Here is a 12,306-nt window from a genome sequence, read left to right on the forward strand (position 1 = left end):
AAGCAGGAAACAACTGGAGCCAGCCTAATCAAGGCGCGTTTATACCAGATTCACCCACGCTTCGCCTGATTATTTTTTATAGTACCTGCACAGTTTTCAGTCCATTGAAACCGATCACAGACTAACGATTCGCCACCCACATCAGACTAGTACCTGCCTCCAGCTGAACTATACTTTTCCTATTCATCAGTCAGCAAAGGAATCGCCATGGCCGAGCTCGCACCCCCCCTGGATGAAGACGCCATCAAGCAGTTGGTACCCTTCAATGAACTGCTGCGTCACCAATTTCAGGAAGCGCTGAAATGCTGTGAATTGCTCACGTTACCACCCCGCAAGAAGCTATTCAAACGGGGGGAACGGGATGCCTACTGGTATTATCTGTTAAAAGGCTCCGTGGATCTGCTGGACGAGGATTTCAATATCACCAGTTTCAGTGCCGACGATCCGGAGTGCCGGCGAGCCCTGGATAACCGCCCACCCCACCGCTTTTCCAGTATCACCACCAGTGATTGCGAAATTCTGAAAGTGGATAAAAACCGCCTGGACCTGGCCATCACCTGGGAGCAGGCCGGCGACTACCGGGTAGAGGAGAGCGACGACAATGATGTGGACTGGATGTCCGCCCTGCTGGAATCGGATGTCTTCGCCAAGGTCCCGCCCGCCAACATTCAACGTCTGTTTACTGCCTTTAAGAATGAAGAGCGTGCGCTGGGTGACGTGGTGGTGGCCGAAGGCGATCCGGGCAATCTTTTCTACGTGATTGAGCACGGCAGCGCACTGGTGAGCAAGCGTTCGGAAAACGGCGTGGAACAGGTGGCCAGACTGGGGCCGGGGCAGTTCTTTGGTGAGGAAGCGCTGATCGGTGAAACCACCCGTAATGCGACGGTGACCATGGAAACCGATGGCGCGTTGATGTACCTGGAAAAAGATGAATTCAAGAGCCTGCTGGAACAGCCGGTGATGAACCGTATTACCGAGCAGGATTTGGATGCCATGCAGGCGGACAGTACCGCACTGGTATTGCTGGACGTGCGCCTCAGCGGTGAGTTCAAGCACTTTCACCGGGAAAATTCCATCAATATCCCCCTCAATAAATTGCGCCAGCGCTGCGACAATCTGGACCGCTCGGCCTGTTACGTGGTGGTGGACAATGCCGGCCCCCGCGCCGAGCTGGGGGCTTATCTGCTGGTGAAAGCCGGGTTGCAGGCGTACCTACTGAAATCGGACAGCGAATAAAACCAGCGGGACCGAATGTACAAGGTGAGTACTCACCTTGTACATTCGGGTTAAATATCCCCTGTAAATGACTGCAAAATAAGCAAAAGTAGGGAGAAACACCCCCTTGGCGGTGGGATTTGCCCCTTAGTCTGAATATACTTGAGACAAAATTAACCAGATGAGCAGGATGCCCTTAGCCGATGAGCCGATCCAACCGCCCTAGCATAGTTGGCCAAAGTGTTGCCCTGCTCTGCCTGCTGCTGGTTGTGGTAGCCGGGCAGGCTGCGGTGGTCATCGACAGCCCCACCTATCACTACCAGATCACCCAGAACATCAGCTATTTCGAAGACACTGAGCACCAGTATCAGGCCAGCGATTTCAGCGACGAGTCCCTGCTGCAGCAATTTACCCCTACACGAACCCCGGTTATGCGGCTGGGCTACACCGATTCCACCCTCTGGCTGCGGGTGCAGATTGAAAACCGGCTCGCCACCCCCATCAATTCCCTGATCTACATCAGCCAACCCAACATCGGCTTTATGGCGCTTCACGAGCGCCGCGGCAATCAGCTTCAACACATAGAAAGCGTGGGTGGCATGACCAGCCACATCCACGGTTTCGTGAAGCATCGCGCCCCGGTACTGCGCCTGCTGATGCAGCCGGGGCAGCGCTCGGAATACCTCATTGAAGTGCGCTCCCGCCAGTACATATCACTGACGCTGAATGTGTCTGATCCCGGGTCATTCTATCAAACCCAGTTCAATCAGCAGCTCATCATGGGCCTGGCCATGGGTGCCCTGCTGATGCTCGTTGTGTACGGCATTGTTGGCGTGATCAAAAGCCGGGATAAAAGCTATCTGTATTTTGCGCTTTACTCGCTCACCATCGCCTACTACTGCGCCTGTGCCTATGGCTACATCGGATACTACTGGTTTGCGGCCACCAACCTGCATGCCAAACTGGAAACCTCAGCCCTGATCCTGATGTTTGCCGCCTCGCTGCAGGTCAGTCGCAAGCTATTTGAACTGCGTCGCTGCCGCCGCCACCTGGACAATCTCAATCGCCTGATCATCGCCGCCAGCTTGGTCGCTGTGGTGGCGGTGTTCCTGCTGGAAGTTCAACTGGCATCACGTCTGTCCATCATACTGGCGTTGGTAGCAGTACCGCTGAATTTCTACAACGCCGCCATTCGCACATTGGATGGTTTCAACCCCGCGCGCATTATGGTGGCCCCACGCCTGATTATTCTCTTCATCGGCTTAATGACCGCGCAAACCGTATTCGGCATGCTGGCCGTGGGCATGGAAACGCTGCATATTCTGGTGGCCAGTTTGTTTATCGATTGTTTTGCTGGTGTGATCGCCCTCAACGTAAGACAACGCAAGGTGCGCCAACTGGAAGAACAGCAACGGCAGCACATCGCCATTCAACAAGCGGAGCGCCGTGCCAAAACTGAATTTCTGGCTCAGCTCAGTCATGAAATACGCACCCCCATGAATGGGATTCTGGGTATGGCGGAGTTACTGGAAGACTCTGCTCTATCCCCTTCCCAGGAAGATTACGTGCGCACCATCAGCGCCTCGGGCAACAATCTGCTGAAGATTCTGGATGATATTCTGGACTATTCCAAAATCGAGACCGGCAATATGGAACTGGACATCACCTCCTTTGACATCGGGGTGATGCTGTCGGAATGCATTGAGTTGTACCGCCAGCGGGCCGAAGAAAAAGGCATTGAACTGATCACTCATGTACACAACGACGTGCCCTTTCAGGTCAAAGGTGATCCCACCCGCCTGCGTCAGGTTCTGGCCAACCTGCTCTCCAATGCCATCAAGTTCACCGATCATGGTGAAGTCATTATCGAAGTAAGCCCAGACCTGGAAAAGGGCCAGAACTCAATACGCTTTTCCATTATGGATACCGGTGTGGGCATGAACCGGGATCAGTTGCAGGATCTGTTCACCCAGCAACGGGATCATCTGGAGCAACTCAGCCACCACGGCCTGGGATTGCCCATTTCGCAACAACTGGTGCGCATCATGCACGGCGAGATGGGCGCCGAGAGCCAGGCCAACCGCGGCAGTACATTCTGGTTCAGCGTGCCCCTGGAACCGGACCCGGAGGGGCAGGATGTGCCACTGTTCGCCGACCAACTGAACGGCTTACACCTGTTGGTGGTGGATGATAATGCCTCTTGCCGCCTGGTACTGCAGCAGCAGGCGTCCAGTTGGGGCATGAAAGTCTCCACGGCCATCAACGGCCGCCAGGCACTGGCCATGCTGCATAATCAGGCCACCATTCATGAGCCTTTCGATGTGGTGATTCTGGATCACGAGATGCCGGGCATGACCGGCATGGAACTGGCCGCACGCATCAAAGAAGATCCCCTGATCAACAATGATCCCCTGGTCATGATGTTAACCGGGTTGGGGATGGCCCCCAGTGCCACCGCGGCACGCAATGCCGGCATTCGCAGGGTCATCAACAAGCCGGTGACCGGCCGCATACTGAAGGTCACCCTGCTGGAGGAGCTGGCCCATGTGCGACGCATCCAGGCCGATCACCCACAGGACGATAAGCGGGCCGAGACACTGTCCCCCATGCGCATTCTGGTGGCGGAAGATCACCACCTGTCCCAGAAAGTGGTGCGTGGCATGCTGTCTCGCCTGGGTATGCAGGCAGTCACCGTGGACAACGGTGAAGACGCTGTCAACCAAGCCAAAGAGCAGGCCTTTGACATCATATTGATGGACTGTGAAATGCCGCTGATGAACGGCTTTGAAGCCACCCGCGCCATTCGACAATGGGAGCAGGAAAACCAGCGCCCACCCATTCCCATTATTGCGCTCACTGCCCATATCATGGATGAACACAAAGAGCGCAGCCTGGAGTGTGGCATGAATGATTATCTGGCCAAGCCCATTGAGTTGAGTGAATTACGGGATATGCTGATTCAGTGGCAGGATGCCCATGCGGGCAACAGCGCCACCGATCAGGTACAACGCGTGCAACCCTAATCCGCCGCCACTGTGCGGCCCGCCGCCCAGGAGCGCAGCTCCGCCAGTCGCTCGGCCATGACGATGGACAGGGGCTGGGTACTGGCGATTTCCTGCAACAGATGCTGGGTATCCAGCTCAACAGCTTCCGCCTGGCACCGATACAGGCCGGATACCACCGCCTGTTCAATTTCGGCACCGGAAAACCCGTCACTGGCCCGCGCCAGGCTATCCAGATCCAGTCCCTCCGGGTTCTGAAAGCGCTTGCGCAGGTGAATGCTGAATATATCCCGGCGCACCACCTCGGAAGGCAGATCCACAAAGAAGATTTCATCCAGGCGCCCCTTGCGCACCAACTCCGGCGGCATACGGGAAATATCATTGGATGTGGCCACCAGGAACACCGGCTGCCTGCGCTCGGCCATCCAGGTGAGCAGTGCCCCCAGTAAACGCTTGGAGGTGCCGTTATCGCTGGCATCCACGGACAAGGCCTTTTCGATTTCATCCAGCCACAGCACACAGGGTGCCAGGGTGTCCGCCATGGCCAGGGATTCCCGCAGGTTCTTTTCCGTTTCACCGATGTATTTGTTATACAGCGCCGAAAAATCCAGCCGCAGCAGCGGCACGCCCCACATGCCGGCCACCGCTTTCGCAGCCAGGCTCTTGCCCCCGCCTTGCACCCCGAGCAACAACACTCCCTTGGGGCTGTCTACACCGGCACGCGGATTGAGAAAATAGTCCCGCCGTTTGGACAGCCACTCCTTCAGACCGTTCAAGCCACCCACATCGGCAAAACTGGAAGTATCGTATTCAAAGCTCAACACACCCTCCATCCCCAACAACTCAAACTTGGCGCGGTTCAGTTCCGGCAGATCGGATGCGGTGATGGCGCCATCATCGAAGATAGCACCCCGCGCCAGGCGCCGGGCATCCGAATAGGTCAGCCCGCGTAAATTGGAGACCAGCTTGGACAGTGTTTGGTTGTCGGTTTTAACCTTGGCCCCCCGGTTCTGGCTGGACCAGACGCTGGCCTCCTCTTTCACCAGATGCATCAACTGCTCGTCATTGGGCAACGACAAATCCATCCTGGCGCAATAACGCTGAATCTCCGGGGGAATGTCGAGCGCATGGCTAAGCAGGATCAGTGTGTGGTGGTGCTCATCATGGCCCATGGCGATTTCTTTCAACAGGCGGACGTTTTTCGGGGCTTCACACAAAAAGGGATGGAAGTCACACAGGATATACACCCCCGCCCGGCCCGTCTGTTTGATGTGGGCCAAGGCCGCACCCGGTTCGGTGGTGAGGTGCTCCGGCACCCCATGGGCCAGATCGATACGCTGCACCCCTTCGGTTACCGACCAGGAAAAAACCGGTTTTTGCAGCTTCATACCCGCCCGCTTGATTAGATCCAGCGCCCGCGGTTCCTCAAAGGTTTCGATCACAATGATCGGCACCCGCGACAACATTATAATTTCCAGATCCACCAAATCCGGCATGAACACTTCCTTATCTGCGTTAAATAACGGGTTTCTCTGCTGCGCTATGCTGTAATCCCCTTTAGCAGGATAGACGACATTGCTGCAAATCAATATTGTGACACCCGGGCCCCTGCCGTAATGCCACTTAACCCATTATAATACCCGATCCGGCCAACCAGGTTTTACAGGAACGCCCATGAACCCGACCCAGCCCCAACGCCGCTACAGCGTGTTTGACCGTTTTATCAGCCAGGCTGACAATGCATTGCGCACCGTGGCCGGCGGCCATGCGGGCACGGATCGGCCCAACCCCACGGCAGGTACCGATGTGCCCGCTCTGGATCGGGGCGAACGCCGGCATGTGGCCGGGCTGATGCGGGTCAACCACACCGGTGAAGTGTGCGCACAGGCCCTGTACCAGGGTCAGGCGGTCACGGCGCGACTACCACGCATTCGGCGCCAGATGGAGATTTCCGCCCAGGAAGAGGAAGACCACCTGCACTGGTGCGAACAACGGCTAGCGGAACTGAACAGCCACCCGAGCGTCCTGAACCCGATCTGGTACGCCATGTCGTTCAGCATCGGTGCCGCCGCCGGCGCCATCGGTGATCGTTGGAGCCTGGGCTTTGTGGAGGAAACCGAAAACCAGGTGTGCCGTCATTTGCAAACCCATATGGCCCGCTTGCCGCAACAGGACGAACGCAGCCGCCGCATTCTGGCGCAAATGCACGAGGACGAAGCCCGTCATGCCGCCAAAGCGCACAGTGCCGGCGCCATGAACTTGCCCACTCCGGTTAAAAAACTGATGACGGCGGTGGCTACAGTAATGACCCAAACCGCTTACAGGCTGTGACCTTATACTCAACAGGCTGTACAGTCTCTATACTGGGTATATGCCCAAGCAATTGTTATTCATATGTATCCTGATCCTCAGCTGCCTGCCGACGCCGGCCAATGCTTCCGCACTGGTGGTGGATGGCCGGTTTGAGTATGCCAGTGCGGCCCACAGCGCCAGCTACCTGATCGACCCCAACCACACCCTTACCTTCAGTGAGGTGCGCCATGACGGGGAATGGCAGCCCATGAAGCATCGCTTTACCAGCTTCGGTTTTACCGACGACGCGCTCTGGCTGAAGCTCACGCTGAAAAACGAGGGGCCCCAACAGACGTTTATTGCCAGGCTGGAGTACCCGCTGTTGGATCAGGTGCGTTTTTTTTATCCCGACGCCCGGGGAACCTACCAGCAACACCAGACCGGCGACCAGCTTCCCTTTGCCAGCCGCATGCTGAAAGACCGTTATTTTTCCTTCCCGGTGCAACTCCGGCAGGGCGAAAGCAAAACCCTCTACTGGCGGGTGGAAAGCCGGGACACCTTGATTGTGCCGCTTACCGTAGCCACCCGGGATTACTGGGAATCCAGACAACTGGACGCCATGATGTTGTTTGGCATGTACTACGGCGCCATCGTCATTATCCTGCTGATCAATTCCTTCCTGTATTTTTTTCTGCGTCAGAAGGCTCAGATTTACTATGTTGCACTGTTGGCCAACTACGCCGTGGTGGAGCTTTCACTGAACGGCACCGGTAACGTTTACCTGTGGCAGGATTTCCCGGAGTTCACCAAAACCATTCGCCCGTTTGCCATCGGCTTGTTGAGCATACTGACACTTAAACTGACCAAGAGTTACTTTGAACTGCGCACCATCCGCATGGGGGGTGTGAATATTGAACCGGCGATTCTTGCCGTTGGCCTGCTGGCCATGATTGCCACCCTCACCATGCCGTTCACCTGGGCCATTAAGATATCCCTGATCGCCATGATTATTGTCACCCCCTATGTGCTGTCGGTGGCTTTTTATCAACTCTACCTGCAAAAAACCGCAGCCAAGTATTACATCATCGGCTGGCTGGGTTTCCTGCTGGGTGGCCTGCTTAATATCCTGCGTGCCTTCGATCTGATCGAGGTAAGTTTTCTTTCCACCTATGGATCCCAGATCGGTTCCCTGTTCACCCTGGTCATTCTCAACATGGGGCTTACCGATCAATTCCGCGAAGTTCAACGTTTGAGCGAACGCAACAAAGAACGGATTATTCGCCAGCAGGAACGCCTGAACCAGCAACTGGACAGCGCCGTCAAAGAACGCACCCAGGAGCTGGAAGCGCAGAAACAGGAGGCGGAGCGGGCCCGCCACACAGCGGAGCAGGCGCTGGCAACCAAGAGCCAGTTTCTGGCCACCATGAGCCATGAAATCCGCACCCCCATGAACGGTGTGCTGGGCATCACCCAGATGCTGATGGACACCCCTCTGGATAACCACCAGCGCCACTTGATAACCACCATCAAGCACTCCGGCGACACTCTGGTATCCATCATCAATGACATTCTGGATTATTCCAAAATCGAAGCGGGCAAACTCAACATTGAGCAAATCGAACTGGATCTGCGCAATCTGCTGGATGAGTGCATCGAGCTGTTCTCCACCGCCGTTACCCAAAAGCAGATTCGCCTGTTGCTGGACGTATCCGTCGACACCCCGTGCATCATAATCAGCGACCCCACCCGTCTGCGCCAGATCATTATTAATCTGCTGGGCAACGCGATAAAATTCACCGACCAGGGTTTCGTGACACTCAGCACCCAATACGACAACACCCGCTCCGAACTGCGCATTACCGTGCGCGACACCGGCATCGGCATCAGTGACGAGCAACAGCGCAATCTGTTCCAGTCCTTTTCCCAGGCGGATTCCTCCACCACACGAAAGTTTGGCGGCACCGGCCTGGGGCTGGCCATCTCCCGCTCCCTGACCCAGCTGCTCGGGGGCCGGATCAACGTAAAAAGTGCATTGGCAGAGGGCAGTGAATTCTGGCTTGAATTGCCCTGCCGCCCGCTGACGTTTCCCCAGCCCAATCCACAGTTGGCGGGCAAACGCATCCTGGTGATGGACCCTCTGCCGGAAGCGGTCATCAGTTTGCGGCATCTCCTGGAAGCGCAAGGCATCGTGGTGCCCACCAGTGACCTGGGAGACACCCCGGACCTGATTATTCAACACGTCCACCAGCCGCTACAAGCCACCCTGCCCTGCGCGGTATTGCCCCTGCAGCCCATGGGCGACAACAGCAGCAAAGCCAGGCTCAGCATTCAGGATCCGGTGACACAATCACAACTGCTGCAAACACTTCAGCGCCAGTTCACCGGCCTCGAGGAATCCAGCAACGGCTCTCACCAAAGCAAAGACTTCAGTACACTCAATGTACTGGTGGCGGAAGACAACCAGGTCAACCAGATGGTGGTCAAAGGACTGCTTAAAAAATTCAACATCGAACCGGACCTGGCCAACGACGGACTGGAAGCCATTCGCTGCGTCACCCATGCCGCGGTGCCCTATGACCTGATTCTGATGGATTGCGAGATGCCCAACATGGACGGCTACCAGACCACCTCGCAACTGCGCAGCCTGAGCCAATGTGAACGCACCCGCATTGTCGGGCTCAGTGCGCACGCCATGCAGGAACACCGGGAAGCAGGCATGGCGGCGGGTATGGTTGCGTTCCTAACCAAACCCCTGGCCATCGAAACCCTGGCTGAAGAACTATCGCGCAGCTATCAGTACAAAACCGACCCGTTACCTAAATAAATTTCTCAAGCGCTTTTTCAATTTCACAACAAAAGATCACGAATTCGCAAACTTTTCCCTTCAATATTTTCCAGTTCTGATACAATTGGGGCTAGTTATGGTTTGAAAATGTGGGCAGTCACTTCCGCTCCGCAAGCACGATAAGGGCGCTGGTGGTGTCACCGCAAAATCCACTGGACAGGATGCCTTCAAACCATGAGCCAATTGGAGTTGTTCAGAAAAAACAAAATAAAACTGGGACCTATGCAGGACACAGAAGCCGCACTGGATTCGGAAGCTTGTTTCAAATTGAAAGGCAGCCGGGTCACTATGACCATCCTGGAGCTCTATCGTTATGACTACAAGAGCTTCAACGACACCCTCTCCTCCACTGTCAGCAGCGCACCGGATTTTTTCCAACAGACCCCGGTCATACTGAGCCTGGAGAAATGCCCGGCCGATAATTTCATCGACTTTATCGAGCTGGGTGAACTGTGTCGTGAATACGGCATGATCCCGGTGGCGGTGCGGGGCGGCAGCGAAGAGCAACTGCTGTCGGCCAACGTGGCCGGCCTGCCCAGCCTGCCTCCGGCCAGCATCAGTACCCGCTCACCTGAGCCCGCGCCGGATACGGCGGTGGCAGTACGCGAAGTGGAAATAGAAGTACCCATCAGTGCCAACAAGGTGATCACCACCCCGGTGCGTTCAGGCCAGCAGATCTATGCCCCCGGCGGCGATCTGGTGGTATTGGCGCCGGTGAGTGCCGGTGCCGAAATTCTCGCCGATGGCAATATTCATGTGTATGCCCCATTGCGCGGCCGTGCACTGGCGGGGGTCAAGGGTGATGACAGCGCCCGTATTTTCTGTCAAAGCCTGGAAGCGGAACTGATTTCCATTTCCGGCAACTATAAAGTAAACGAAGACCTGCAAGGCTCACTCTGGAAACAGGCCATCAAGGCCGAGCTGGAAGGCGATCAACTCATCATCAGTCCACTGTAACAATTAAAGAGGATACGACATTGGCAGAGATTATCGTGGTGACCTCAGGAAAGGGCGGCGTTGGCAAAACCACAACCAGCGCGGCCATTGGCACGGGGCTGGCCTTGAAAGGCCATAAAACCGCCATCATCGATTTTGACGTAGGCCTGCGCAACCTCGACCTGATCATGGGATGTGAGCGTCGCGTGGTGTACGACTTCGTCAATGTGATCAATGGCGAGGCCAATCTGAATCAGGCCCTGATCAAGGATAAGCGGGTGGAGAATCTCAGCATTCTGCCCGCATCCCAGACCCGCGACAAAGACGCCCTCACCCAGGAAGGTGTGCAGAAAGTACTGGATGAGATGAAAAAGACCTATGACTACATCATCTGCGACTCACCTGCGGGTATCGAGAAAGGCGCCCACATGGCAATGTATTTCGCCGATCAGGCTGTGGTGGTGACCAACCCTGAGGTATCGTCGGTGCGCGATTCCGATCGCATACTGGGCATCCTGCAGAGCAAAACCCTGCGCGCGGAAAAAGGCGAGGAACCGGTTAAGGAACACCTGCTGCTGACCCGCTACAGTCCGGAACGGGTGGAACGGGGCGAAATGCTGAGTGTGAAAGACGTGGAAGAAATCCTCTCCATTCCACTGCTGGGGGTTATCCCGGAATCGAAGGCGGTGTTGTCTGCCTCCAACCAGGGGCAACCGGTGATTCTGGATGATGAGAGCGATGCCGGCCAGGCCTACGATGACGCGGTGCGCCGCCTGCTGGGCGAAGACATTGAACACCGTTTTCTCAGTGCCAGTAAAAAAGGCCTGCTGTCGAGAATGTTTGGAGGGCGGTAATGAGCTTACTGGAATTCTTCAAAACCAAAAAGAAAAGCACGGCCAGTGTCGCCAAAGAACGTTTGCAGATTATTGTGGCCCACGAGCGGACCGCTCGTGACCAGCCCGATTACCTGCCCGCACTGCAGCGGGATCTGGTGGCGGTGATCAGCAAGTACGTTCCGATTACCGATGAAATGGTCTCGGTGGCCCTGGATCAAAACGACGATTGTGCGGTTCTGGAGTTAAACATCACCCTGCCGGAAACCGACCCCGTTTCCTAGCAGCCTCCGTCAAACGCGGGGTGTTGAGCCCGTCATCCCCCGCCTGGGTCTGCGGGCGTCGTGTGAACACTACACCAGACCGGCTTCCAACTCCCGCTGCCGCTGGCTTCGCTGCATCCGCACCAGAAAGCGTTCGATGACTTTGCACTGACTGCTGTTCAGGCCGGTAAACTGAGCGCCCACTTCGGTGCAATCCTGCTCCTGCTGCGATGGCTGCATGTAACGCACCGACAGCTGGCTGACCAGTGGTGTTTCCGCGCCCAGACGCAGCGCCAGGCGGGTATCCTGCGCCAGAGCATCCAGCTCACCGGGGATCGCCAGCCGTATACCGGAGGCCGACAGATCCAGTACCCGCGCCGCCAGATTACCCTGTTCGGGCACCCGCACCACCGCATCCACCGGCATGCGTCCACTCACCGCCACCCGGAAACTGTTACGCCGCTGGGCCGCCATGATACTGCGGGGCATTTCCAGCACCAGCGCATTACCCTGATCCAACCCCATGCTGGCACTGACCCGGCTTTCAAACCGGGTCGCCAGGCCACCCTCGCTGGTGGACACCACAATGCGGCGCCCCACCCAGTACTGCACCGGAAAGCGGTGCGGAAAAGGCTCGTCCAGCAGCAGTTGATTCTGTTCCAGATCCACTTCCAGCAACAGCGACTGAAACACGTCGTCCACACCGTTAAAGCGGGCCTGCAACAGGCTGTGCTCGCGCCGCAGCCGGAACAGATGCATGATCTCTTCCGGCACGGCTTGCGTATTGAGGGGTTTGGCGGAATTTTTCTGTTGCCACCAGCTTTTCAACTTCGAGGACACGCGCTGCATGTTTCGCTCCCTGTTTGCGATATCCCGGAGCCCCCCATGAAGGGACAGGCTCTTTTGTATACCCGTGTACC

Annotated in this window: 9 protein-coding genes; 7 read left to right on the forward strand and 2 right to left on the reverse strand. The window is 56.4% G+C overall.

Annotated features, from left to right (window positions below; genetic code table 11):
* The first annotated feature begins 207 nt into the window (after positions 1–207).
* Together D9N13_RS21335 and D9N13_RS21340 are read left to right on the forward strand one after the other, a co-directional pair.
* Complete coding sequence (locus D9N13_RS21335; RefSeq protein WP_290593995.1) at positions 208–1,236, forward strand: cyclic nucleotide-binding domain-containing protein; 1,029 nt, start codon at positions 208–210, stop codon at positions 1,234–1,236.
* Between the two features lie 182 nt (positions 1,237–1,418).
* Positions 1,419–4,238, forward strand: a complete 2,820-nt coding sequence (locus tag D9N13_RS21340; protein ID WP_290593996.1) for a hybrid sensor histidine kinase/response regulator — start codon at positions 1,419–1,421, stop codon at positions 4,236–4,238.
* On the opposite strand, the gene D9N13_RS21345 is transcribed toward D9N13_RS21340, so the two are convergent.
* Positions 4,235–5,713: an AAA family ATPase gene (locus tag D9N13_RS21345; protein WP_290593997.1), complete on the reverse strand. Its 1,479-nt coding sequence runs from the start codon at positions 5,711–5,713 to the stop codon at positions 4,235–4,237. The genes D9N13_RS21340 and D9N13_RS21345 overlap by 4 nt on opposite strands.
* A gap of 178 nt (positions 5,714–5,891) precedes the next feature.
* Here D9N13_RS21345 and coq7 point away from each other — a divergent pair, with 178 nt between their 5' ends.
* The 5 genes from coq7 (at position 5,892) to minE (ending at position 11,407) form a co-directional block, all read left to right on the forward strand.
* Positions 5,892–6,548: a 2-polyprenyl-3-methyl-6-methoxy-1,4-benzoquinone monooxygenase gene (gene coq7 / locus D9N13_RS21350; protein ID WP_290593998.1), complete on the forward strand. Its 657-nt coding sequence runs from the start codon at positions 5,892–5,894 to the stop codon at positions 6,546–6,548.
* A 40-nt stretch (positions 6,549–6,588) separates the two neighbouring features.
* On the forward strand, positions 6,589–9,333 hold the full coding sequence (locus D9N13_RS21355) for a hybrid sensor histidine kinase/response regulator (RefSeq protein WP_290593999.1): 2,745 nt from the start codon (positions 6,589–6,591) through the stop codon (positions 9,331–9,333).
* A gap of 195 nt (positions 9,334–9,528) precedes the next feature.
* The gene (gene minC / locus D9N13_RS21360; RefSeq protein ID WP_290594000.1) at positions 9,529–10,311 is read left to right on the forward strand and encodes a septum site-determining protein MinC; all 783 of its coding nucleotides are present in this window, start codon (positions 9,529–9,531) and stop codon (positions 10,309–10,311) included.
* 20 nt (positions 10,312–10,331) lie between these two features.
* On the forward strand, positions 10,332–11,144 hold the full coding sequence (minD, locus tag D9N13_RS21365) for a septum site-determining protein MinD (RefSeq protein ID WP_290594001.1): 813 nt from the start codon (positions 10,332–10,334) through the stop codon (positions 11,142–11,144).
* Positions 11,144–11,407, forward strand: a complete 264-nt coding sequence (minE, locus tag D9N13_RS21370; RefSeq protein WP_290594002.1) for a cell division topological specificity factor MinE — start codon at positions 11,144–11,146, stop codon at positions 11,405–11,407. Before minD ends, minE begins: the two co-directional genes overlap by 1 nt.
* A 69-nt stretch (positions 11,408–11,476) precedes the next feature.
* On the opposite strand, the gene D9N13_RS21375 is transcribed toward minE, so the two are convergent.
* Positions 11,477–12,235: a flagellar brake protein gene (locus tag D9N13_RS21375; protein ID WP_290594003.1), complete on the reverse strand. Its 759-nt coding sequence runs from the start codon at positions 12,233–12,235 to the stop codon at positions 11,477–11,479.
* Between the last annotated feature and the right edge of the window lie 71 nt (positions 12,236–12,306).

This window comes from Ketobacter sp. GenoA1 (assembly GCF_003671475.1).
Lineage (GTDB): Bacteria > Pseudomonadota > Gammaproteobacteria > Pseudomonadales > Ketobacteraceae > Ketobacter.

What these genes read in the sequence shown, in the direction of transcription:
- D9N13_RS21335 (WP_290593995.1), top strand. Translation starts at nt 208, where the DNA reads ATGGCCGAGCTCGCACCCCCCCTGGATGAAGACGCCATCAAGCAGTTG.
- D9N13_RS21340 (WP_290593996.1), top strand. Translation starts at nt 1,419, where the DNA reads ATGAGCCGATCCAACCGCCCTAGCATAGTTGGCCAAAGTGTTGCCCTG.
- D9N13_RS21345 (WP_290593997.1), bottom strand. Translation starts at nt 5,713, where the DNA reads ATGCCGGATTTGGTGGATCTGGAAATTATAATGTTGTCGCGGGTGCCG.
- coq7 (WP_290593998.1), top strand. Translation starts at nt 5,892, where the DNA reads ATGAACCCGACCCAGCCCCAACGCCGCTACAGCGTGTTTGACCGTTTT.
- D9N13_RS21355 (WP_290593999.1), top strand. Translation starts at nt 6,589, where the DNA reads ATGCCCAAGCAATTGTTATTCATATGTATCCTGATCCTCAGCTGCCTG.
- minC (WP_290594000.1), top strand. Translation starts at nt 9,529, where the DNA reads ATGAGCCAATTGGAGTTGTTCAGAAAAAACAAAATAAAACTGGGACCT.
- minE (WP_290594002.1), top strand. Translation starts at nt 11,144, where the DNA reads ATGAGCTTACTGGAATTCTTCAAAACCAAAAAGAAAAGCACGGCCAGT.
- D9N13_RS21375 (WP_290594003.1), bottom strand. Translation starts at nt 12,235, where the DNA reads ATGCAGCGCGTGTCCTCGAAGTTGAAAAGCTGGTGGCAACAGAAAAAT.